We start from the raw sequence: 22,705 nt of genomic DNA, 5'->3' as shown, positions 1-22,705 counted from the left end.
TTTTCTAATTATCTAATTAATTAGTTTTCCCTGAAATTAACTTATCTTTGCCGACTGAAAAAAGAAACAAATGAAGTTCGATTTATTACAAAAAGATCCGCAGTCTAAAGCGAGAGCGGGAAGTATCACTACAGATCACGGCGTAATTGAAACGCCTATTTTTATGCCTGTTGGAACGGTGGCTTCTGTAAAAGGGGTACATCAGCGTGAATTAAAAGATGATATTAATCCGGATATTATTCTTGGAAATACCTACCATTTATACCTGCGCCCGCAGACAGAAATTCTTGAAAAAGCTGGTGGATTGCACAAATTCATGAATTGGGATCGTAATATTTTGACAGATTCTGGCGGCTATCAGGTTTATTCTCTTTCTTCAAACAGAAAAATTAAAGAAGAAGGGGTAAAGTTTAAGTCGCATATTGACGGTTCTTACCACTTTTTTACTCCCGAAAATGTGATGGAAATTCAGCGTACCATTGGAGCTGATATAATCATGGCTTTTGATGAATGTACGCCATATCCCTGCGATTACAGATATGCACAAAGATCGATGCATATGACGCACCGATGGCTTGATCGCTGTATTAATCATTTAGATAAATTACCATATAAATACGGTTACGAACAGACTTTTTTTCCAATTGTTCAGGGAAGTACTTACAAAGATCTGCGTCGTCAATCGGCTGAATATATTGCAAATGCAGGTCAGCAGGGAAATGCAATTGGCGGACTTTCTGTTGGAGAGCCGGCAGAAGAAATGTATGCCATGACGGAAGTTGTGTGCGAAATTCTTCCGGAAGATAAACCTCGTTACTTAATGGGAGTTGGAACTCCTATAAATATATTAGAAAATATTGCGTTAGGAATTGATATGTTCGACTGTGTTATGCCAACTCGTAATGCAAGAAACGGAATGTTGTTTACGGCTAACGGTACAATCAATATAAAAAATAAAAAGTGGGAAGCTGATTTTTCGCCAATTGACGAAATGGGACATACTTTTGTTGATACGGAATATACAAAAGCGTATTTACGCCACTTGTTTGCTGCTAACGAATATTTAGGAAAACAAATTGCTACAATTCATAATCTTGGTTTCTATATGTGGTTGGTTCGTGAGGCTAGAAAACATATCTTAGCAGGCGATTTTAGACCATGGAAAGAAATGATGGTTAAAAATATGAGTCAAAGACTTTAAAAAAAGTTTCAAGTTTCAGGTTTCAGGTTTCACGTTCTGTAGAGAACTTGAAACTTGAGACCTAAAACAACAAAAACAAAAAACTATATGCTGTCAATAATAGATAAATACATCTTAAAAAGATATCTCGGAACATTTTCTGTGATGCTGCTTTTGTTTGCGCCAATCGGGATTGTAATTGACGTTTCGGAAAAGGTAAATAAGATGCTCGAAAACAAAATTCCGTTTATGGATATTGCTTTCTATTATTACAACTTTACGATCTATTTTATCAATTCCCTTTTTCCGATATTTTTGTTTTTATCGGTAATCTGGTTTACTTCAAAGTTGGCAAATAATACAGAAATTATTGCGATTTTGAGTTCAGGGATTTCATTTACACGTTTCCTGCGTCCTTATATTATAGGAGCAACAATCGTTTCGATTTTTGTTTTATTAATGGGGTTTTTTATTGTTCCTGCCGCAAGTGAAGGGTATAATAATTTTAGGTACACTTATCTAAAAGGAAACGGAAAGGAACTGATGCGGGGTGAAAATACTAATGTTTTCAGACAGATAAATGATCACGATTTTATCTTTGTAAACAGCTTTAATGAAGAATCTAAAACAGCATTCAATTTTACTTTAGAACATTTTGAAAAAGAAAAATTGACTTATAAAATTACGGCAAGCCGTATAAAATGGGATCCAAAAAAGAAAATCTACATTTTATATGATTACACTAAAAGAACGGTTGGCGAATTGAATGATGTAATTGAAAAATCTCCGGAAAAAAATGTAAGCTTTAAATTCGAACTGGCTGATTTAACACCTGTTGTATACATTGCCGAAACATTGACTTTAGGCAAACTGATTGATTTTATTGACAAAGAACAAAAAAGAGGTTCAGGAAATATTAATACCTATTTGGTAGTATTGTATAAAAAATACAGTATTCCGGTTTCGGCTTTTATCCTAACTATTATCGCGGTAGCAGTTTCTGCGATGAAACGTCGCGGCGGAATGGGAATGAACCTGGCAATTGGTATTGCTATTGCTTTTTCATTTGTGTTTTTTGATAAAATTTTTGGTACTCTTGCCGAAAAATCTACTTTCTCACCTTTATTAGCTGTCTGGTTTCCAAATATGGTTTTTGGAGTTCTGGCAGTTTACTTATTACGTAATGCGAAACGATAATTTAAAAAGTTATTTAAATCTTCACTTAATTGTTTTTATTTGGGGTTTTACAGCTATTCTAGGCGCTTTAATTACAATTGATGCCGAAAATTTAGTGTGGTTCAGGATGTTAATTGCCGGAATTTTTCTGGGTGTATTTATTGTCTATAAAAAACAGTCTTTTAAAATATCGCCGCAATCTTTTGCAAAATTGATTTTCGTTGGATTGCTGATTGCACTTCACTGGATTTTCTTTTTTAAAGCCATTCATGTATCCAATGTTTCAATAACCTTATCAATTTTTTCGCTTGGGGCTTTTTTTGCGTCTTTATTGGAGCCTCTTTTTTACGGCAGGAAAGTTTTATGGTATGAGGTTTTCTTTGGATTAATTATTATTGCCGGCTTAGGCTTGATATTACAAGTTGAAATTAAATATCTTACAGGTGTTTATTATGCTTTGATTTCTATAATTCTGGGCGTTTTGTTTACTTTAATGAATGGTAAACTTATATCTGATCATGAACCTTCGGTTATTACATTTTATGAATTTGGTGCCGGAGTTTTCTTTATCTCTGTTTATTTTTTAGTGATAGGAAAATTCAATGCTGATTTTTTTGTAATGTCAGTAAATAACTGGATTCTGTTATTGATTTTAGCTTCGGTTTGTACGGCCTATGCCTTTACGGCTTCGGTAAAAGTTATGCAGCGATTAACTCCCTATACTGTAATGTTAACGACTAATTTAGAGCCGGTTTACGGAATTCTTTTGGCTTATTTTATTCTTGGCGGAAAAGAAAAAATGAGTACAGAATTTTACATCGGTGCCATTATAATTGTTATTACTGTTATTCTAAATGGTGTTTTTAAACACTATAAGAATAAAGAAAAAGTGTAGTATTTGCCTTATTTTTAAATTGCATTTTTGCATTTTAAATACAAATTATTAATACCAATAATATAATATTTTTATATTTGCGGTTCGATTTAAAAACAAAATTCAAAAATCCATGGAATATTTAGATTTTGAGCTTCCAATAAAAGAACTTGAAGAACAGTTAGAAAAGTGTGTTATAATTGGAAAAGAATCTGACGTTGATGTTACGCCGACTTGTAAGGAAATCAACAAGAAATTAGAACAAACTAAGAAAGAGATATATAAAAACCTTACGGCTTGGCAGCGTGTACAATTGTCTAGGCATCCTAACAGACCTTATACTTTAGATTATATCAGAGCAATCTGCGGTGATACTTTCTTAGAACTTCATGGAGACAGAGGTTTTAAAGATGATAAAGCAATGGTTGGAGGCCTTGGAAAAGTAAACGGACAATCGTTTATGATCGTGGGGCAGCAAAAAGGGTATAATACGAAAACGCGTCAATACCGTAATTTTGGTATGGCTAATCCAGAAGGATACCGTAAAGCTTTGCGTTTAATGAAAATGGCAGAGAAATTTGGAATCCCGGTTTTAACTTTGGTAGATACTCCGGGTGCATATCCAGGTCTTGAAGCCGAAGAAAGAGGACAAGGTGAAGCTATTGCCAGAAACATCTTTGAAATGGTTCGTTTACAAGTGCCAATTATCACAATTATTGTTGGTGAAGGTGCTTCTGGAGGAGCTCTAGGAATTGGTGTTGGAGATAAAGTCTATATGTTGGAAAACACATGGTATTCTGTAATTTCTCCAGAATCGTGTTCTTCAATTTTATGGAAAAGCTGGGAGTACAAAGAACGTGCTGCTGAGGCTTTAAAATTGACTTCATCTGACATGAAAAAACAAAAATTAGTTGATGATGTTATTCCAGAACCACTTGGAGGTGCACACTACGACCGCGAAACTACTTTTAAAACAGTGGCGGAATATATAACTAAAGGATATAACGAATTGAAAGACTTATCAACAGCCGAGCTGATTGCCCAAAGAATGGACAAATACAGTAATATGGGTGAGTATAAAGAGTAAATTCATATAATATGATTAAAAATCCGAAGCCCTGCGGTTTCGGATTTTTTTTTGGTTATCAACAAAAGAAAATAATTTATAAACAATTAATAGTTATAACTCGATAGCAGACTTTTTTTAAATTTTGCTACTTTCGCTTTATGGAAAATTTCAAAAACTTTAGCCCTGTAAAGGTCGACAAAACCACAATTATCAATTTAGAAAAAGGAAAATTGCCACCGCAGGCTCTTGATTTAGAAGAGGCTGTACTTGGTGCAATGATGATTGATAAAAAAGGGGTAGATGATGTAATTGATATTTTGCAGCCCGATGCTTTTTACAAAGACGCACACAAACATATTTTTGAAGCGATTTTACAACTTTTTACCGAAACGCAGCCAATCGATATCTTAACCGTTTCGACTCAGTTAAAGAAAAACGGAAAGTTGGATATAGCGGGCGGAGATTTTTATTTAATTCAGCTTACGCAGAAAATTGCTTCTTCGGCGCATATCGAATTTCACTCGCGAATCATTCTTCAAAAATTTATTCAAAGAAGTTTGATTCGAATTTCTTCTGAAATTATTGAAGAATCGTATGATGAAAGTACAGATGTTTTTGATTTATTGGATAAAGCTGAATCTAAATTATACGAAGTAACACAAGGAAATATTAAACGTAGTTCTGAAACTGCGCAGAGTTTAGTTTTACAAGCTAAAAAGAAAATTGAAGAGATTTCTAAAAAAGAGGGATTAAGTGGTGTAGAAACTGGTTTTACTAATTTAGACAAACTGACCTCCGGATGGCAGCCGAGTGATTTAATTATTATTGCGGCCAGACCTGCGATGGGAAAAACAGCATTTGTACTTTCTATGGCCAGAAATATTGCTATCCAATTTGGGCATGCAGTAGCTTTATTCTCTTTAGAGATGGCATCTGTTCAGTTAATTACAAGGCTTATTTCTTCTGAAACTGGATTGTCGTCAGAAAAATTACGTACTGGTAAATTAGAGGCTCATGAATGGACGATGTTGAGTACTAAAGTGAAAGATTTAGAGAAAGCACCTTTGTTTATTGATGATACACCCTCACTTTCTATTTTCGATTTAAGAGCAAAATGCCGTCGTTTAGCATCACAGCATGGTATTAAAATTATCATTATAGATTATTTGCAGTTGATGACTGCGGGAGGAAATAATAAAGGAGGAGGAAATCGTGAGCAGGAAATTTCGACAATTTCCCGAAACTTAAAAGCCCTGGCAAAAGAACTTAACGTTCCGGTTATTGCACTATCTCAGTTGTCGCGTGCCGTTGAAACCCGTGGATCAAGTAAACGTCCGCTTCTTTCGGATCTTCGTGAATCTGGAGCGATTGAGCAGGATGCTGATATCGTTTCGTTTTTATACCGACCAGAATATTACAAAATTGAGGAATGGGATGATGAAGAAGCTTCGCCAACTGCTGGTCAGGCTGAAATTATGATAGCAAAACACCGTAATGGTGGTATTGAAAACATTCGTCTGAAATTTTTAGGACATTTAGGAAAGTTTGATAATCTTGATGAATTTTCGGGCAGCTACGATGATTTACCGTCAAAAATGAATCACGATGATAATCCTTTCATTACTAAAAACCTTCCTTCGGCAAATGATGCTTTTGGAAGTAACTTAAATGACGATGATGACGATAGTGACGTTCCGTTTTAACACATAATATTCTTAATAAAAAAGCCTTTGTAAGTTTGTTCTTTCAAAGGCTTTTTTTAGTTTAAGAATAACTTATTTGTACAGATAATTTTACACAATAATATTTCTTACATAAGAATTAATTCGGTAGTTTAGCCAGACCATAAACAAATTAATTAATTTTAAATTCTGAAAAACTATGAGTGAAGGAGCCTTCCCAGAAGCTATTCAAATTCCATTGGCTGTTGCCAAAGAGTGGGAAAAAAGGTATCAAGATGACACCACCGTCGAAGATCCTAAAACCAAAGTAACATCTTTTTTAATTCCGAGAGAAAGTTTAGAAAAAGTCTTAAAACTTGAAACAGACGTTGTACGTGCCTGTCTTGCCATTAATGACAAAGGTGAAAAAACGTTACTTTTCGTTGGAGCAAAATTTGATGAAAAAACAGGTAAATACATTGATGTGTATGGACAAGGTTCTGACTATTATGCTAAATCTACTACCGAAGAAACAACTGATGTTGTTTACGACGGAATACGCCCTAGCCCACCGTATTAATTTTTAATGAAAGTATGTAAAAAATGAATGAATTTTTAATATACTCGACATATTCGATTTTATTTATAAATCTGATAGTCTATTCATATAGCTTTTTCCGAGAGGGAAAAGCTAATGTTTTTTTTGTCTTTTATTTGGCATTTTGCTTTACAATGCAATTTACAATGGAATTATTGTACCAGCTGGGTATGACTAATTTAGTTGTGGTCAATATTTTTTTTATAGGACAGATGATCATTCTTGGAATATTCTACAATTCGTTGATACAGGTAAAAAGTCAAAAAATATTTATTAAAATTGGTCTGGCTATAGCATTACTGGTTTTAGGAATACAATTTACTATAGACTCAAGCGAGTTTCTTAAGTTTAATTTATTTGAAATTACATTAACTAATTTGCTTATAGTTATTTTTGCTTTGTTTCATTTCTATAATATGCTCACAGAAAATAAAACGTATTACTACACGAGTGTTGGTCTTGTGTTTTATTTATTAGCAAGCACAGTATTTTATTTAATTGGAAATCTTTCTTTAGGGCTTAGTGATAATTTAAAATACCTAACTTGGCAGCTAAATAATTTTTTAGTCGTTTGTTATCAATTTTTTATTTTATACGACTGGATAAAAAACTTTTCTCCAAAACGTACTTTAACTAAATAAACTATTTTCTAATACTTTGATATGGATGCCCACTCAATACCAGAAAAAGAGCTAGTTGCTATAATACTTTATATTTCGCTTTTCTTTATAATTGTTTCAGTTGTATTGATAGTGTTTTTCTACTTTTCCAGAAAAAAAATAATTCAAAAAGAACTTGAGAAAAAAGATTTGGTGCTGCAATACCAAAAAGAACAATTACATGCAGTTCTTCATATACAAGAAGAAGAACGTAAGCGTATTGCACAGGATCTTCATGATGATATAAGCTCTAAACTTAATATTGTTTCTTTAAATACACATTTGCTGTCTGCGCCAAATTTAACAGTAGAAGAAACAGCTGAGATTACGGATAATATTATCAATCTAACTGCCAAAGCATTAGAAAACTCCAGGAAAATTGCTCATAATTTATTGCCTCCCGTTTTTGAAAAGTTTGGACTTCATGCAGGTGTAGAAGAATTATGTGAAGAATTTGAAAGCAGTAAATCGGTTAAAACCTTTTACAAAAATGAAATTGATTTTGATGATAAAGAAATCGATCGCCATTTGCATGTATTTAGAGTTTTACAAGAGTTGATGAATAATTCTCTTCGTCATGGAAAATCTAGTGAAATTTGGATAGATTTTAAAGATGCTCAAGGAGTTAATACATGTTACTATAAAGATAATGGAGTAGGGTTTGACAGTGAGGATTTTGAAAATTACAGAGGATTAGGAATGAAAAATATAAACAGCCGTATTTCTTTCTTAGACGGAACAATCAGTTTTGAATCGGAAAAAGGGAAAGGTGTTGAAGTTATTTTTACATTTTAAGTTAAAAAATGAAATTTACATCAATAAAATAAGGCGAATTGGCTTTTTTTGATTCATATTTTGTACTTTCGAAATACCAAACGACCAAAAATACATGAAATGAATGCCACTATTAAAATTGCTTTAGTCGACGACGAAGTTTTATTTCGGAAAGGAATAGCTTTTTTATTACAGAGGGAAGATAATATTGAGATAATTTTCGAAGCCTCAAACGGAGAAGATCTTGTAAATAAACTTCTGGAGAATGAAATTAAACCGGATATTATTATAATGGATTTAAAAATGCCGGTTTTAAATGGAGTAGAGGCAACAAAAATTATTCGAAAATCTTTTCCCGAAATAAAAATTATTGCACTTACAAGTTACGATTCAAAATCGTTTATTGCCAATATGATCCAGATTGGCGCCGTTGCTTATTTAATTAAAAATACAACCCCAAAAGATTTAATCAAAACGATTAATGAGGTTAATAAAAAGGGATTTTATTATAACGAAAGTGTTTTAAAAACTATTCAGGAGACAATCGTTTCTTCAAAAAACTCAAAAGGAAATTTAGAAACAAGTTTTCTTTCTCCCAGAGAAATAGAAATTTTACAGCTTATATGTCAGCAAAAAACAACTTCAGAAATTGCTGAACATCTTTTTTTAAGTCCAAGAACGGTTGAAGGACATCGAAACAACTTACTTCTTAAAACAGAATCTAGAAATATTGCGGGTTTAGTTGTGTATGCTATTCAGAATGAAATTGCGGTTTTAACGCTTTAACTTCCGCTTGTTAAAAACTGAATTGATAAAACATAATAAGCTACAATAGTTATAACAAGCACGCCAAGACCAATTTTTTGCATTACGTTTAAACCTCTAGGCTGGTGATTATTTTCATTAAATTTCATGATTATTATTTTTTTACGGCGGTTATTTAGATTAAGGATTTCAAATATAGGTAGAAAAAATAGTACAAAAACACGTGTTTATACCTGTTTTTGCCATTAGTATGGTCAATATTTTCGACGTAGAACTTTAACGTTCAGTATTGTTGCAAAACCTCACGATCGGTTATGTTTTTAATGACTTCCTCATTATCTTTACTAAAATAAATTTTTGATGAAAAAGAGTTTAGTGTATATTTTTTTACTGGTATTTTCATTACAGATGAAAGCTTCGTTTATTTTACTTCCAATGGACGAAACTACACAGCAAAATCATCTTAAAGCTTACGGAATAACGTACTGGTGCCTAAGCAGAGATTATAAAGCAAGCTGGCTTTTAAATTATCGAGGCGGTTCTTTTTTATTGCCCGATGCAGAAGAAATTAGAAAAGAATGTAAAATTCGAGGCGTGAGTTTTGAAGTGCTCTCTGATAGTGAAGAAGCTTCTATTTTAAATGATATTTCGAGTCCATCGCAAAATATGGAATCTGTAATTCTTGAAAAAGCGCCAAAAATTGCGGTTTATACTCCAAAAGGAAAACAACCTTGGGATGATGCCGTAACTTTAGTATTAACATATGCCGAAATCCCATTTACTCCAATCTATGATGAAGAAGTTTTAAGTGATCAATTATTACTTTATGATTGGCTGCATTTGCATCACGAAGATTTTACCGGACAATACGGTAAATTTTATGCAGCCTATAAAAATACACCTTGGTATATTGACCAAAAACGGGATTCTGAAGCTTTAGCTGCTAAATTAGGTTATTCTAAAGTTTCTCAGGAAAAAGGAGCGGTGGCAAAAAAAATAAGAGATTTTGTTATAGGAGGAGGGTTTATGTTTGCCATGTGTTCTGCAACAGATAGTTTCGATATTGCTTTAGCCGCAGATGGAGTTGATATTTGCGAAACCATGTTTGATGGTGATCCAAGTGAATCTAATTATCAGTCAAAATTAAATTATAGTAATTCTTTTGCCTTTAAAGATTTTATTCTGGAACGAAGACCCGAGGTTTATGAGTTTTCTGATATTGATATGACTGGAAAACGTAGAGTTCCAATGGAAAAAGATTATTTTACATTAATGGAATTTTCTGCAAAATGGGATCCAATCCCTAGTATGCTTTGTCAAAATCATACACAATTAGTAAAGGGATTTATGGGCCAAACGACCTCTTTTAATGAAACTTTGGTGAAATCAAATGTTTTAGTAATGGGAACTTGCGAGCTTAATGGTGAAGCAAGATACATTCACGGCGAAAAAGGAAAAGGAATGTTTACTTTTTTTGGAGGCCACGATCCAGAAGATTTTCAACACCAGGTAGGCGATCCGCCTACGGTTTTAGATTTGCATCCTAATTCTCCGGGTTATCGTTTGATTTTGAATAATGTTTTGTTTCCTGCTGCTAAAAAGAAAAAGCTTAAGACATAATTTAATTCAGAGAAAATTCGAACCAAATAGGAATATGGTCTGATATTTTTCTGGCTTCCTGAAGTGAATTATAATTAGTATAGAATAAAACCGTTCCTGAATTAATATATTTTAAGGTATTTGATTTGTAAAATATATTGTCAAATTCAGAAGCCAGACAATTTCCTGCTTTGCATTTTTGTTTTAAAGTTGTTTTTTGCTTTTGAAAAACCGATGCATATCCTATTTTTTTTAACGGATTAAAAACCGTATGCGACTCAGGACAGTTAAAATCTCCTGTAAAAACTAAATTTAGATTTGGATATTCCTCGGGAAGAAATTTGAAATATTTAATTTCAGTTTCGGGTTGTTTACTTTTTGTTATAGCGTGAAAATTAACAAACGTAATGGTTTTTTTGTTTATTTCGAAAGTCGCAAAATAAGGCTCTCGGTCTATTTCTAGATGGTATTTTTTTTCAAGCCAGGGATCGCTTTTCAATTTTACTTTACTGGTTTTCCAAAGAAAAGCGTAACGCTCTTTTTTATAGCTGTTACCGCTTGTAGGATTACTGATAACGTAATCCCATTTTGTTCCTTTTTCATTTAAGATAGAAGCCAATTTTGCCACAGCCTGGGCACCGCCATAGCCAGCAACCACTTCTTGTATGGCTGCAATGTCATAATCTTGTATCGTTTTTGCAATAGATGTTAAAGTAGTTTCAGACTTTGATTTTCCAAAATTTTCTATGTTCCAGGAAATAAATTTGGTTTGCGAAAAAACTTGGAATGATGTAAAAAAAAGTAAATAAAGGTAAAGCGTTATATTTTTCATTAAATATCAAAATCCAAATATAAGAATATAGATTGCTGTTTTTCTCTAACTTTAAATTAATGTTTTTTATAACGGTTTTTTAGCGCTGTGCCAATAATAATAATCTGCAAAACTAAAAGTGCAGGAATGCCAATTAACTTCCAATCAATATCGAGCCAGCCCGTTTTTTCAGAAATTAAAGCAAAACTTATAGACAGAAAAAGACAAAGAAGCATTGTTTTCATAATAATCTTATTATTGGTTGTGTTGATCTTGGTCATGAGATCAAACTTATACTTAGGTTTCATTAGATAATAGTTTATACAAACTTAAATCTATATAAAAGCATTTCCTTACGGGAAACCGTAAAAGGATTGTTAAACTTTATACCAAGCCAAAATCTTTGGCAATGGCAATTAAGTGTACATTATTGTTTGCTTTAAAATATATTTTTAATTTGTTGATTCGTTTTTCTATACTACTGGTTCCATTTGGTGTTATTGATTTTTCTTTAAACTCATTCGAGATATTTTCTAATATATATCCTTTTGCCAAAAGCGAAAGAATTGATATATCGTATGATTCAATTTCTATTAGCGACTTGTCATTGAAATTAAAATTTAAATCTGAAGAAAGTATTTTTTCTTCATTTCTAAAGGTTCTTTCAAGAGCAGTTTTTAGTTCCTGAATACTGTTTCTTCCTTTAGATACATATGCATTTATTCCTAATTCTTCAAAAAGAGTTTTAATTCGATACGATTTGTCTTCAATAGAAAATACAATTTTCTTTAGCTTTGGCTGCACCTCATTAATTGCTTCTATTAACTCATCGCCGCTTTCTATATTTGCTTTGCGATGATCTGTTTTAAACGATAAATCAGTAATTAGTAAATCGTAAGGGTCTTTTTCATTTATAGCTTTTTTTACTTTTAATAATCCTTCATCACAATATTTTACATGATCGATAACAGGAATATTTAAATCTTCTAAAACCTGGACAACTGCAATACTAATACTATCTAAATCTTCGGCAACTAAAACTTTTTTAAACATATAATTGTTTTATAATGGGAATGTGAAACTTATTTTGAAACCATTTTCTGTATAATTGTCAAAATTAATAGTTCCGTTCGTAGTTTTAATACGGTTTTCCACATTTTGGAGATCATTTTTTAAAATTATTCTGCTATTTTGTGTTTTAGTACTGTTATCACTGTATATAATCACGATATTTTTGTCGATTATTTTGAAAGATAAAACAACCAAAGTCGCATCATTATATTTTTTCATATTTTGAAAAAACTCTTGTAAGCCCCTGTAAATAATGATTTTTTTAATTTTATTAATCTTATTCCATTTAACAGTATCAAGACCATTTACTAATAAATTCAGATTTTGAGTTTTAAAATCCGATATCATTTCCTTAAGACTGGAAGCATATTTTTCATTAGTAGCAATAGAGTTGTTTTCTCTTGAAATATTTCTTGTTTTCAAATAAATCTGATCTAGATTGCTAAGGAATATTTCTTTGTTTTTATCTTCTTCAAGATTATTATTTTCTGCAAACTTTAAAATTTGATGTACATGTGTTGAGAGTTCTGCATTTAGTTTTAGCGATATTCTCCTTTCACTTTTATAAGTGGCGGTGTTTTTTTCTTTCTTTCCTTTTAAAGTTAAAAAGTAAACTAGAATAAGTGTTGAAATAAGTGTAAAGCCTATTATAACAAACGAAATAAAATTTCTGTTTTTTTCTTTTTCTAATTGCAGTTCATTTTCAATTTTGTTTGTTTTAAGTTGTAAATTTTCTTTTTTGTCTTTTTTAGAATCATATATTATGGTAGCAAACTGATTTTTTGCCATTTTCCTGCTTATAATAGTACTGTCTTTTAGTTTAATATAGCGCTCTACATATTTCCTTAAATCTTTTCCATCTTCAGCTTCGATTACCTGAGACAAAGCATTTATTTGATATACTACAGAATTTGATTTACAGGCGGCAATATATCCCTTCATTGCATAATACTTCTTCAATTTTGGGTTTTCGTATTTTTTATAATACAAGTACAATGCATGACAATTACCAATCAATTCGAAATCATTTTTAGATTTAAGGACAATTTCCATACTTTCATTCAAAGCATCTAGAGCTTGTTTTTTATGATTTTCAACACGTAGATAGCAAAGTCCCAAATAATATAGCACATAAGAATGTTGAAGTTCAGTATTAAAAGCATCGGTTTTATCCTCCGTTTTTTTCCTGGCTAATGGTTCTAGTATTTTTATCGCTTCTGCATATTTTTCTTGACTAAGGTAAATAGATCCAATATCACATTTAATCTGTGCTTTTCTAAATTGGGATATAGCAATTTTTAATGCTTTTTCATGATACAATAAAGCATTATCGTAATCGTAGATAGAGTAATAATTATTAGCAAGATTAGTGTAAATTATTTGAGAAAATCGTGGTCTTGATGTATATTTTAAATAGGGAAGGGCTTTTACAAGAGCACTTTCACTGGCGTAATAATCTCCGGTTCTTTGTAAAATACCTGACACCTTTGATAATATATAAGCATATTGATTTGCATAATCTTTTTTGGGTTCGCAAAGAACCAGAGCCTTATTAAAGTAAAAAATGGCACTGTCGTCTTGAAAAGATTTTTGCAGACTTTCGGCTTTTTTTACCAATTTATATATTGGAGTGGTGTTTTCAGTGCTTTTAGAATGAATTTGTTTTTTTTTATCGCAAGATTGAATAGACAGAACCACTGCCAGCAGTAAAAAGCAGTTGATGATGTAATTAGTACTATTATTTGTAAACCTTTTTGTCATTTTATAAAGGGAATTTAATAGATGTTTTAAACCCTTTTCCTAAATCAGAAACAATATCAAATTCACCTTTTATAGCATGAATTCTATTTTCAATATTATGCAGGCCGTTTTTTAAAACCATTTTGCCTGCATCAATTCCTTTTCCGTTATCAGTGTAATTTATTAGAATATTCTTGTTTGTTACTTTAAAATCAATTGCAACTAAACTGGCATCACTATGCTTTTTCATGTTTACAAGTAACTCTTGAATGGCTCTGTAAACTGCTATTTTCTTTATTCTGTCAACTTCTTCCCATGAAATTGTGTCAAATCCATTAAGAATTAAATTTATCTGAGGAGTTTTAAACTCAGAAATCATTTCTTTTAAATGAAGAGCATAGTTCTCGTTAGTTGTAATTTGGCTGTTTTCATTTAAAATGTCTCTTGTTCTGGAATATATTGTATGAAGATTATTTATTAGCAGCTCCTTATTTTCTGCGATTGAAAGATTTTTATTTTCGGCAAAAGCAATTGTATGATAAATATCGTTGGCTAATTCGTCATGCAATTTTTTAGAAATTCTGGTTTCGCTGTTATATGCCGCTTCAATTTTTTCGCGATTAGCTTTAGAAGTTAGATAATAATATAAAACTAAGAAGAAACACAGACTCACGATAATAATGATATAAGCTATGATATTTCTCTTTTTTTGTTTTTCTAGTTTTAATTCATTTTCGGCTTTATTTGTTTTAAGTATTAAGTTTTCTTCTTTTTCTTTTTTAGAGTTATACTTGATTTTTGCAAATTGGTTTTTGGCTTTTTGACGTACCTGATATATACTGTCGATTAAATTTATATACCTGATGGAATGTTTTTTTAATTCATTATCATTACTATAATTAATTATGAGTTTTAGGGAAGCTATTTTTCCATCAACATTTTTTTCTAATTTGTATTTCTCATAACTATCTTTGATGTATTTTTTAGCTAATGACGGATTTTTATATTGATAAAAAAGCGCCAGATTGTAACCGCTTTTAGCAATTTCCAAATTGTCTTTTAATTGTGTTCTTATTTTTAAAGCTTCGATTAAAAAACTATGAGCTTCAGAATTGTTTAGTGCATAATAACTATAGCCAATACGGTCGAGAATTTCAGCATGTAATTTAGGAGTGTCAATAACTTGCTTCTTACTAGTCAGCGATAAAAGTATTTTTATTGCCTCCAGATATTTGTTTTCCTGTATAAGAACTTCGGCTTTGTTTTTTTCGACTTCAATATTTTTTAATTCATTAATATTTAACGCCAATGCTTTATTAAAATAATTTAATGCTTTTTTAAACTGATAATTATTTGAATAATTAATGGCTAAAGTGTTGTAAGTTTCCCAAACAAGTTTTGGATTATTTATTTGTTTTAAATAGGGAAGGGCGTCTTTGAGAGTGTTTTTACTTCCAACGAAATCATTTTGTCTTTGCTGTATAACGGCCATTGAATTTATTGCAACAAGATAACTTTCAAGATCTGTAGTATCACAAATAGATTTAGCTTCATTGTAATAATAGAAGGCACTGTCAATTTTCTTGTTGTTCTCTAAATATTGTGCTTTTGCTATAAGGTGCGCAGTTTTCCCATTTTCATTCTTATAATTTACAGATATTGGGCCTTTTTTCTGACAACCAGAAAGAAGTAAAATGGTTACGCAAAGGCAGTAAAAATGGGCATTTTTTAATATCATGCGCCAAAAATAAAAAATCTGAATTCCTGTGAAAGAGTATAAATACCTGTTTTTGTAAAATCGACAAATTTCTAATTTTACTAATGTTCATTTACAGGTATATACAAACAAACCCTCACAGAGGAGGGTTGTTAAAATTTTCTAATGTTGTAAATTTATACTTATAAAGCAATTATACAGCTCTCAAGCCTGTTGTAATAGCTAATCTGTTCCAAGAGTTAATTGTAATGATAGCAAGAATAATTTCGGCCAAATATTTATCATCAAATAAACGAGCAGCATTTTCATAAACTTCATCTGAAACATGATTTCCAATTAAGGTTACCTGTTCTGTTAAAGCTAAAATTGCTTTTTCTTCTTCAGTATAAACATCGGCTTCACGCCATGCGCTTGTTAAGTAAATACGTTGCTCAGTTTCGCCTTGTTTTCTCGCGTCTGCAGTGTGCATATTAATACAGTAAGCACAGCCGTTTATTTGAGAAGCACGAATTTTAATCAATTCTTTATGAGTTGATGTTAAAGAGGTAGTAGAAATATATTTTTCTAGATTCATTAAAGCTTGATATGCTTGTGGAGCAACTTCTGGGATAAGGATTCTTGATTTCATTATTAATATGTTTAAAAGTTTAAGGCAAAGGTCAGCTAAGTATACTTTAAAAAACTTGAACTACTTCAAGAAATTCAATTCAGACTTTTCCCGCCCTTATTTTACTCATAAATTCAGCAGAAAAGTCCAAATAGGAGGCAAGCATATATTGTGGAACACGCTGTACGAAATCAGGCTGTTGATTTTTGAAATGATTGTATCTTTCCTCTGCCGACATTGTAAATAGAAATTTAATTCTCATTTGCGCGGCTCCAAATGATTTCTGAGAAACGATTCGAAAGTATCTTTCCAATTTTGGAATTTCGATTAATAAAGATTCTAAAGTGCTTTTTTCAATTGCTATCACCTCACAATTTTCAACGGTCTGAATGTAGAAATGTGATGGGGTATTGTTGTGATAACTTAAATAATCAGTAATCCACCAATTTTCAATAGCAAATTGTAACGTTTGTTCTGTACCTTTTGAGTTAATAATGTATTGTCTGGAACAGCCTTTTAGTATAAAATATAAAGTGTTACAAACTTGACCTTCTCTCAATAAGTGTTCTTTCTTTTTTATCTTAGAAATATTCAGGCATGATTCTAAAATATTAATTTCTGAAGGTTCGAGTGTTATGAATTTTTGTATGTGAGAAAGTAATGCAGCGTACATTTTTTGAAGTTTGATTGATCTATCTTAAAAATTGATTAATTACTTGTAAAGATACTCCATAAAACTAGTAAGTTTTTTGTCTTTGTTATACGTATAAATTAACTGAACACAATCATTTTGATCTTCGAGTGTTTTACTGTATACATTTAGTTCACCATGATATTGATTTGTGTAATGTCGATATCCATTTTTTTTATAGATGATGTTTTTGGTTGTTTCTACTTCTTTCTCATATGAAGTGCAGGTAGAATAAAATACTGACGATGGATTTTCGTAAGTATAAACAGATCTGCGATCAGCCTCAATCTCTTCTATAAGTCGTCCATATTGATCGTATTTAAAACTTTTCGTTTGCATAACATTTCCATAAGAATTAAAAGTTTCTTGATTTATACATTGCATTTTTGAGTTCAGAATATAATGAGATGAAACTGAAGTCTTTTTTCCTTCGGAACTTAAAATGAAATACTCTTTTTGCAGATAAATGTAAATGCTTTTATTTTTTTCAGTCTTACCATCAGATGTTGTAATGTGGGTAATGCTGTCCAATAGATTAAAATTGTTGTAATAATAATTGGATTCTCTTTTGTAACCTGTATCATTAGTTAGTACATCATTTTCAGTATAGTTATTTTTGTTGTATTTTGTATAACTGTAATAAGGGGCTTTTTTTGTTTTTAAACTATCTGAGTAATGATAAACATACACAGTATTACTATTGCAAATGCTTTTTTTCTTTTTTACACTATGATAGTGAGCTGAGCTTGCATTTTTAATTAGATTGTCAGCATATGATGCATTAATCGAAAACTTACTATTTAGTGCATAATTAAGTCGGTTTTCATTAGTGTTTTTTAATTCTTCTCTTTCTTTTTGATAGTAAATTTTATCGTTGAATTTTATACCAAAATAAGCTTCATAAGCACTGATATATTTGTTTGGATCAATCTCAATATATGGCGCTTTTATTCCATCAGATAAAATTAAGCCTGTAATGTTTTTTTTAGAATCGTTAAAATATGTTGTGTTTTGATTTTTAAATTCAACTGTAGTATTAGAAGTAATAGATTTAATTGGAAATTCAGATGTGTCTCCAAAGGCATTTAAAAATCTTCGATAAAGATTGTTATGTTGTTCATTTTGCGCTTTTGCCGAATGTAAGAATATAAGTGATGGCTTATTTACTCCAATACTAAGGTTTGTTTTGGTTTGAGGTTTTTGAGTAGTTATAATGTTTTTTGAACATGAAGTGCAAATAAATAAGAGCAGAAGATAAATAGAAATAGTATAGTTCATATTTATTAGATGTAAAATCCGGTTAAAACTAAAGTATTGGATAAAATAAAACCCAGTTAAAAATAACTGGGTTCTTATGATAAGTAAGTAATCTAAATTGAGTTTATAAAACGTTTATTTTACTTTATTAAGAATAGCTTTGAAAGCTTCTGGGTGGTTCATAGCTAAATCTGCAAGAACTTTACGGTTCAATTCGATTCCGTTAGCTTTAACTTTCCCCATGAATTGAGAATAAGACATTCCTTCTAATCTAGCTCCAGCGTTGATACGTTGAATCCATAATGAACGGAAATTTCTTTTGTTTTGTTTTCTATCGCGGTAAGCGTAGCTCATCGCTTTCTCTACTGCATTCTTAGCAACTGTCCAAACGTTTTTACGTCTTCCAAAGAAACCTTTGGCTTGCTTCATTATTTTTTTTCTTCTTGCTCTTTTAGCAACTGAATTTACCGATCTTGGCATAATTTTAATGTGTTTTTGTAGCAGGCGTCCTGAATTAAATCAAAGGAACTTGAAAGCCATACTCCAAGGTTATATAAATAATTTTTTAACCTAAAGAATTATTAGATAATTCTTAATTGTTGTTTGATGCTTTTCATATCTGTTGAGTGAACTAGCGCTGAGTGTGTCAAAGCTAATTTACGTTTTTTAGATTTTTTAGTCAAGATGTGACTTTTAAAAGCATGCTTTCTTTTAATCTTTCCAGAACCAGTAACTTTAAAACGTTTCTTAGCGCTAGATTTAGTTTTCATTTTAGGCATTTTTCCTAGTGTTTTAATTTATTCTTACTTACTTATATTGTTTGTTTCAGGTTTACAGTTTCAGGTTTCAAGTTTATAACTGAATACTGAAACTGTAAACTGAGACTATTTCTTCTTTTTCGGAGCAATGAACATAATCATTCTCTTCCCTTCAAGAACCGGCATAGCTTCAACTTTACCATGCTCTTCTAAATCTGTTGCCAAACGTAAAAGTAAAATCTGTCCTTGATCTTTATAGATGATCGAACGTCCTTTAAAGAACACAAATGCTTTTAATTTAGCTCCCTCTTTTAAGAACTTCTCGGCATTCTTTCTTTTAAATTCATAATCATGTTCATCTGTTTGAGGACCAAAACGAATCTCTTTTACTACAACTTGCGATGATTTAGCTTTTAATGCCTTATCACGTTTCTTTTGTTCGTAAACAAATTTCTTGTAATCCATGATTTTACAAACCGGCGGCTCAGCATTTGGCGAAATTTCAACCAAGTCTAATTCAAACTGATCTGCTAGACGTAAAGCTTCTGCAAGCTTAAATACACCTGGTTCGATGTTCTCGCCTACTAACCTTACTTCCTGTACACCACGAATATTGTTATTTATTCTGTGTGCATCTTTTTTTTCTACTCGAGGTTGAAAACCTCTGTTACTTTTTATTGCTATGACTTTCTAATTTAAGTTAAACTGTAAATACTTTTAATGTCTTTTTTATTTCTTCGTCTACAATCGAAGCAAATTCTTCGATAGAAACTGTGATATTACCTTTTCCTTCCTGGCCGTGGCGACGAATAGAAATAGTGCCGTTTTTCTCCTCTTCCTCACCCACGATAAGCATAAATGGAATTTTTTGCATTTCTGCATCTCTAATTTTCTTACCGATAGTTTCATTTCGGTTGTCAATTAGGGCGCGAATTTCGTGATTTTCTAGCAAATCTAAAACTTTTTTAGCATAATTTTCGTATTTCTCGCTCAAAGACAATATAATAGCCTGCTCAGGCATTAGCCAAAGTGGGAAATTTCCTGCTGTGTGCTCTAGTAAAATTGCTATAAAACGTTCCATAGATCCAAAAGGAGCTCTGTGAATCATAACCGGGCGATGTAATTCATTATCAGCACCTTTGTATGTCAAATCAAAACGCTCAGGAAGGTTATAATCAACCTGAATTGTTCCTAACTGCCATTGTCTTCCCAAAGCATCCTTAACCATAAAGTCAAGCTTAGGTCCGTAAAATGCAGCTTCACCATATTCTACAACAGTATTCAAACCTTTGTCAGCTGCAGCATTGATAATTGCGTTTTCAGCTTTCTCCCAGTTTTCATCTGTACCAATATATTTCTCTCTGTTTTCCTGATCTCTCAATGAAATCTGTGCAGTAAAGTTTTCAAAACCTAAAGAACCAAATACATATAATACCAAGTCAATTACTTTTTTGAACTCTTCATCTAATTGTTCTGGAGTACAAAAAATATGCGCATCATCCTGAGTAAAACCTCTAACACGAGTTAAACCATGTAGCTCACCAGATTGCTCATATCTATATACAGTACCAAATTCAGCATAACGCTTAGGTAAATCTTTATAGGACCAAGGTCTTACATTGTAAATCTCACAATGGTGAGGGCAGTTCATTGGTTTTAATAAAAACTCTTCACCTTCTGCAGGAGTATGAATCGGCTGGAAACTATCAGCGCCATATTTAGCGTAATGACCAGAAGTTACATAAAGTTCTTTTTGCCCAATATGCGGACTCACAACTTGCTCGTAACCTGCTTTCTTTTGGGCTCTCTTTAAAAATTGCTCTAAACGCTCTCTAAGTGCAGCTCCCTTAGGTAACCATAAAGGTAAACCTTGGCCTACTTTCTGAGAGAAAGCAAACAATTCAAGTTCCTTTCCTAATTTACGGTGGTCACGACGTTTAGCTTCTTCAAGAAGTTCAAGATACTCAGTTAAATCTTTTTGTTTAGGGAATGAAGTTCCATACACACGAGTTAACTGCTTGTTCTTTTCATCACCTCTCCAGTAAGCGCCAGCAACACTCATAATTTTAAAAGCCTTGATGATTCCAGTGTTTGGAATGTGTCCACCACGACATAAATCAGTAAAAGTAGAATGATCGCAAAAAGTAATAGTGCCGTCTTCAAGATTAGAAATCAATTCAGTCTTGTAGACATTGTCTTTATACATTTCTAATGCATCAGCCTTGCTAACCGGACGCATTTTAAATTCGTGTTTCTCTCTCGAGATTTCAAGAACACGATCTTCGATCTTTTTAAAATCAGCCTCAGAGATCTTTTGGTCTTCAAAATCCACGTCATAATAAAACCCGTTAGCAATTGCAGGTCCAAGAGTTAATTTAATTCCAGGGTACAATTCCTCGAGAGCTTGTGCCATTACGTGAGAAGTCGAATGCCAGAAAGCTTTTTTACCTTCAGCATCATTCCAAGTATATAATATAAGATTACCATCGGTCGTTAATGGAGTCTCGGTTTCAATAGTTGTACCATTAAAAGATGCAGAAATTACATTTCGTGCAAAACCTTCGCTAATGTTTTTAGCGACCTCCATTGGAGTTACGCCTTGAGCGAACTCTCTAATTGACCCATCGGGTAAAGTAATCTTGATCATTGTTTATAATTTTGTGAATGCAAATATAAGTGATTACAAAAATACATACAATATATATATGTAGAAGATTGCTATTATATAATAAGTGGAACGTTACACTATAATATATATGTATAAAAGCCACTATAATATATAATAAGTAAAACGATTATAAGGTTTGAGTGAAACGATTGTTATATATAATGAGTTATTCTGTTTGAGTAAGCGAAGCCGAAGCTTTCGCAAGGGAGTTTTTGGAATTTGGGATTTAAAGAATTGAGCTTTGTTTTGATGGAGCTATTTCCTGCTATCCGTTCCAATCTTTTATTTTGAATCCTAATATAAAAGGATTTCTCCGGAAGCTTCGGGGTTATAAAGCTCTTTTTAGCAAAATCAAATGTGTGAAAAGAGAAGTCAAAGACTTTTTAAGACCACAAGAGCGGTGAAATGAATCTTTGAAATCTGATTTCTCATCAAAAAACGAGCTCAAATACTGAAAACTCTGTAAAAAGGATATTGAAAAAAGTGTCAAAATCATTAAAATCGCATATTAAATAAGAAAAATCTTTCAGTGTTTCAAAAAATAGTAATCTGTAAATAATCTGTTATCAGGTGGTTAAGGGATAATCAAAAAAAAACTTAAAAAAAACTCTGCAAAAAGTCTTGTTTAACTGAATAAAGAGTGTACTTTTGCACCCGCAACAACGAGAGACGTTCACTGAAATGCTGACAAGAAAAGAGATCAAAACTGAAAAATTTTTTCAGAAAAAAGATTAGAAAAAGCTTGTGAGATTTGAAAATGCTTTTTACATTTGCACCCCGCAAAACACGGAAAGTTCATTGAGAGATTGGAAGGAAAATTAGAGAAAATGAGATTGAAAAAATTTCAAAAAAAACTTTAAATTTTTCTTGCAGGAAACAAAAAGAATTTTTAGTTTTGCACCCGCTTTGAAACACAAGTGAAAACAAAAAGAAATACACGTTCGTAGACATATTGAATTGACAGCCGTTTTAACAGAGATGTTAAAACAAAAGAATAAGAGTAATGGAATCGAGAGATTCGAAAAGAACC

23 protein-coding genes are annotated in these 22,705 nt (G+C 31.8%); 10 read left to right on the top strand and 13 right to left on the bottom strand.

The features are described from left to right. Nucleotides 1-70: 70 nt before the first annotated feature. The 9 genes from tgt to L1276_RS22435 all read left to right on the top strand — a co-directional run bounded on the left by tgt (nucleotide 71) and on the right by L1276_RS22435 (nucleotide 8,777). Nucleotides 71-1,201 carry a tRNA guanosine(34) transglycosylase Tgt gene (tgt, locus tag L1276_RS22475; RefSeq protein ID WP_253791757.1) on the top strand — a complete coding sequence of 377 codons (1,131 nt, stop codon included), beginning with the start codon at nucleotides 71-73 and terminating at the stop codon, nucleotides 1,199-1,201. 87 nt (nucleotides 1,202-1,288) lie between these two features. Then, nucleotides 1,289-2,377 (top strand): LptF/LptG family permease, encoded by a 1,089-nt coding sequence (locus tag L1276_RS22470; RefSeq protein ID WP_253791755.1) that lies wholly within the window; start codon nucleotides 1,289-1,291, stop codon nucleotides 2,375-2,377. Then, nucleotides 2,364-3,251, top strand: coding sequence for a DMT family transporter (locus tag L1276_RS22465; protein WP_253791753.1), 888 nt, complete (start codon nucleotides 2,364-2,366; stop codon nucleotides 3,249-3,251). Before L1276_RS22470 ends, L1276_RS22465 begins: the two co-directional genes overlap by 14 nt. Nucleotides 3,252-3,363: 112 nt before the next feature. Further along, nucleotides 3,364-4,317, top strand: coding sequence for an acetyl-CoA carboxylase carboxyltransferase subunit alpha (locus tag L1276_RS22460; protein ID WP_253791751.1), 954 nt, complete (start codon nucleotides 3,364-3,366; stop codon nucleotides 4,315-4,317). A 140-nt stretch (nucleotides 4,318-4,457) separates the two neighbouring features. Further along, nucleotides 4,458-6,002 (top strand): replicative DNA helicase, encoded by a 1,545-nt coding sequence (gene dnaB / locus L1276_RS22455; protein ID WP_253791749.1) that lies wholly within the window; start codon nucleotides 4,458-4,460, stop codon nucleotides 6,000-6,002. 178 nt (nucleotides 6,003-6,180) lie between these two features. Beyond that, on the top strand, nucleotides 6,181-6,540 hold the full coding sequence (locus L1276_RS22450; protein ID WP_253791747.1) for a hypothetical protein: 360 nt from the start codon (nucleotides 6,181-6,183) through the stop codon (nucleotides 6,538-6,540). A gap of 164 nt (nucleotides 6,541-6,704) precedes the next feature. Next, on the top strand, nucleotides 6,705-7,199 hold the full coding sequence (locus tag L1276_RS22445) for a hypothetical protein (protein ID WP_253791745.1): 495 nt from the start codon (nucleotides 6,705-6,707) through the stop codon (nucleotides 7,197-7,199). Between the two features lie 21 nt (nucleotides 7,200-7,220). After that, nucleotides 7,221-8,012, top strand: a complete 792-nt coding sequence (locus L1276_RS22440; RefSeq protein ID WP_253791743.1) for a sensor histidine kinase — start codon at nucleotides 7,221-7,223, stop codon at nucleotides 8,010-8,012. A 99-nt stretch (nucleotides 8,013-8,111) separates the two neighbouring features. After that, on the top strand, nucleotides 8,112-8,777 hold the full coding sequence (locus L1276_RS22435; RefSeq protein ID WP_253791741.1) for a response regulator transcription factor: 666 nt from the start codon (nucleotides 8,112-8,114) through the stop codon (nucleotides 8,775-8,777). Here the strand turns inward: L1276_RS22435 and L1276_RS25300 are convergent. Further along, nucleotides 8,774-8,905 carry a hypothetical protein gene (locus tag L1276_RS25300; protein ID WP_256527431.1) on the bottom strand — a complete coding sequence of 44 codons (132 nt, stop codon included), beginning with the start codon at nucleotides 8,903-8,905 and terminating at the stop codon, nucleotides 8,774-8,776. The genes L1276_RS22435 and L1276_RS25300 overlap by 4 nt on opposite strands. Before the next feature lie 211 nt (nucleotides 8,906-9,116). Between L1276_RS25300 and L1276_RS22430 the strand changes: the two genes are divergently transcribed. Continuing rightward, nucleotides 9,117-10,376, top strand: coding sequence for an asparagine synthetase B (locus L1276_RS22430; RefSeq protein WP_253791740.1), 1,260 nt, complete (start codon nucleotides 9,117-9,119; stop codon nucleotides 10,374-10,376). Nucleotide 10,377: 1 nt separating this feature from the next. Here L1276_RS22430 and L1276_RS22425 read toward each other — a convergent pair whose 3' ends face one another. The 12 genes from L1276_RS22425 to thrS all read right to left on the bottom strand — a co-directional run bounded on the left by L1276_RS22425 (nucleotide 10,378) and on the right by thrS (nucleotide 21,654). Next, a complete protein-coding gene (locus L1276_RS22425) occupies nucleotides 10,378-11,187 on the bottom strand; it encodes an endonuclease/exonuclease/phosphatase family protein (protein ID WP_253791739.1) in 810 nt (269 codons plus the stop codon). A 56-nt stretch (nucleotides 11,188-11,243) separates the two neighbouring features. Further along, on the bottom strand, nucleotides 11,244-11,474 hold the full coding sequence (locus tag L1276_RS22420) for a hypothetical protein (RefSeq protein WP_253791737.1): 231 nt from the start codon (nucleotides 11,472-11,474) through the stop codon (nucleotides 11,244-11,246). Nucleotides 11,475-11,550: 76 nt separating this feature from the next. After that, on the bottom strand, nucleotides 11,551-12,219 hold the full coding sequence (locus L1276_RS22415) for a response regulator (protein ID WP_253791736.1): 669 nt from the start codon (nucleotides 12,217-12,219) through the stop codon (nucleotides 11,551-11,553). A 9-nt stretch (nucleotides 12,220-12,228) separates the two neighbouring features. After that, complete coding sequence (locus L1276_RS22410; RefSeq protein ID WP_253791734.1) at nucleotides 12,229-13,998, bottom strand: tetratricopeptide repeat-containing sensor histidine kinase; 1,770 nt, start codon at nucleotides 13,996-13,998, stop codon at nucleotides 12,229-12,231. Between the two features lies 1 nt (nucleotide 13,999). Beyond that, complete coding sequence (locus L1276_RS22405; RefSeq protein WP_253791732.1) at nucleotides 14,000-15,715, bottom strand: ATP-binding protein; 1,716 nt, start codon at nucleotides 15,713-15,715, stop codon at nucleotides 14,000-14,002. Between the two features lie 172 nt (nucleotides 15,716-15,887). After that, the gene (locus L1276_RS22400) at nucleotides 15,888-16,322 is read right to left on the bottom strand and encodes a carboxymuconolactone decarboxylase family protein (protein ID WP_253791730.1); all 435 of its coding nucleotides are present in this window, start codon (nucleotides 16,320-16,322) and stop codon (nucleotides 15,888-15,890) included. A 79-nt stretch (nucleotides 16,323-16,401) separates the two neighbouring features. Continuing rightward, nucleotides 16,402-16,974, bottom strand: a complete 573-nt coding sequence (locus L1276_RS22395) for a Crp/Fnr family transcriptional regulator (RefSeq protein WP_253791728.1) — start codon at nucleotides 16,972-16,974, stop codon at nucleotides 16,402-16,404. 39 nt (nucleotides 16,975-17,013) lie between these two features. Then, nucleotides 17,014-18,270, bottom strand: coding sequence for a hypothetical protein (locus tag L1276_RS22390; RefSeq protein WP_253791726.1), 1,257 nt, complete (start codon nucleotides 18,268-18,270; stop codon nucleotides 17,014-17,016). A 114-nt stretch (nucleotides 18,271-18,384) separates the two neighbouring features. Then, a complete protein-coding gene (gene rplT / locus L1276_RS22385) occupies nucleotides 18,385-18,729 on the bottom strand; it encodes a 50S ribosomal protein L20 (protein WP_008464948.1) in 345 nt (114 codons plus the stop codon). A gap of 101 nt (nucleotides 18,730-18,830) precedes the next feature. Further along, complete coding sequence (gene rpmI / locus L1276_RS22380; RefSeq protein WP_007810722.1) at nucleotides 18,831-19,028, bottom strand: 50S ribosomal protein L35; 198 nt, start codon at nucleotides 19,026-19,028, stop codon at nucleotides 18,831-18,833. Nucleotides 19,029-19,133: 105 nt separating this feature from the next. Further along, a complete protein-coding gene (gene infC, locus L1276_RS22375) occupies nucleotides 19,134-19,685 on the bottom strand; it encodes a translation initiation factor IF-3 (RefSeq protein ID WP_073489566.1) in 552 nt (183 codons plus the stop codon). Between the two features lie 22 nt (nucleotides 19,686-19,707). Next, a complete protein-coding gene (thrS, locus tag L1276_RS22370; protein WP_253791724.1) occupies nucleotides 19,708-21,654 on the bottom strand; it encodes a threonine--tRNA ligase in 1,947 nt (648 codons plus the stop codon). Nucleotides 21,655-22,705 lie beyond the last annotated feature (1,051 nt).

This window comes from Flavobacterium sp. HSC-32F16 (assembly GCF_024171645.1).
GTDB lineage: Bacteria > Bacteroidota > Bacteroidia > Flavobacteriales > Flavobacteriaceae > Flavobacterium.
The sequence above is the reverse complement of the archived record's forward strand: the minus strand, read 5'-3'. Positions and strand labels throughout refer to the sequence as shown.

Bases quoted from the DNA above. Each gene is read 5' to 3' on its own strand.
- tgt (WP_253791757.1), top strand. From the start codon at position 71: ATGAAGTTCGATTTATTACAAAAAGATCCGCAGTCTAAAGCGAGAGCG.
- L1276_RS22470 (WP_253791755.1), top strand. From the start codon at position 1,289: ATGCTGTCAATAATAGATAAATACATCTTAAAAAGATATCTCGGAACA.
- L1276_RS22465 (WP_253791753.1), top strand. From the start codon at position 2,364: ATGCGAAACGATAATTTAAAAAGTTATTTAAATCTTCACTTAATTGTT.
- L1276_RS22460 (WP_253791751.1), top strand. From the start codon at position 3,364: ATGGAATATTTAGATTTTGAGCTTCCAATAAAAGAACTTGAAGAACAG.
- dnaB (WP_253791749.1), top strand. From the start codon at position 4,458: ATGGAAAATTTCAAAAACTTTAGCCCTGTAAAGGTCGACAAAACCACA.
- L1276_RS22450 (WP_253791747.1), top strand. From the start codon at position 6,181: ATGAGTGAAGGAGCCTTCCCAGAAGCTATTCAAATTCCATTGGCTGTT.
- L1276_RS22445 (WP_253791745.1), top strand. From the start codon at position 6,705: ATGGAATTATTGTACCAGCTGGGTATGACTAATTTAGTTGTGGTCAAT.
- L1276_RS22440 (WP_253791743.1), top strand. From the start codon at position 7,221: ATGGATGCCCACTCAATACCAGAAAAAGAGCTAGTTGCTATAATACTT.
- L1276_RS22435 (WP_253791741.1), top strand. From the start codon at position 8,112: ATGAATGCCACTATTAAAATTGCTTTAGTCGACGACGAAGTTTTATTT.
- L1276_RS25300 (WP_256527431.1), bottom strand. From the start codon at position 8,905: ATGAAATTTAATGAAAATAATCACCAGCCTAGAGGTTTAAACGTAATG.
- L1276_RS22430 (WP_253791740.1), top strand. From the start codon at position 9,117: ATGAAAAAGAGTTTAGTGTATATTTTTTTACTGGTATTTTCATTACAG.
- L1276_RS22425 (WP_253791739.1), bottom strand. From the start codon at position 11,187: ATGAAAAATATAACGCTTTACCTTTATTTACTTTTTTTTACATCATTC.
- L1276_RS22420 (WP_253791737.1), bottom strand. From the start codon at position 11,474: ATGAAACCTAAGTATAAGTTTGATCTCATGACCAAGATCAACACAACC.
- L1276_RS22415 (WP_253791736.1), bottom strand. From the start codon at position 12,219: ATGTTTAAAAAAGTTTTAGTTGCCGAAGATTTAGATAGTATTAGTATT.
- L1276_RS22410 (WP_253791734.1), bottom strand. From the start codon at position 13,998: ATGACAAAAAGGTTTACAAATAATAGTACTAATTACATCATCAACTGC.
- L1276_RS22405 (WP_253791732.1), bottom strand. From the start codon at position 15,715: ATGATATTAAAAAATGCCCATTTTTACTGCCTTTGCGTAACCATTTTA.
- L1276_RS22400 (WP_253791730.1), bottom strand. From the start codon at position 16,322: ATGAAATCAAGAATCCTTATCCCAGAAGTTGCTCCACAAGCATATCAA.
- L1276_RS22395 (WP_253791728.1), bottom strand. From the start codon at position 16,974: ATGTACGCTGCATTACTTTCTCACATACAAAAATTCATAACACTCGAA.
- L1276_RS22390 (WP_253791726.1), bottom strand. From the start codon at position 18,270: ATGAACTATACTATTTCTATTTATCTTCTGCTCTTATTTATTTGCACT.
- rplT (WP_008464948.1), bottom strand. From the start codon at position 18,729: ATGCCAAGATCGGTAAATTCAGTTGCTAAAAGAGCAAGAAGAAAAAAA.
- rpmI (WP_007810722.1), bottom strand. From the start codon at position 19,028: ATGCCTAAAATGAAAACTAAATCTAGCGCTAAGAAACGTTTTAAAGTT.
- thrS (WP_253791724.1), bottom strand. From the start codon at position 21,654: ATGATCAAGATTACTTTACCCGATGGGTCAATTAGAGAGTTCGCTCAA.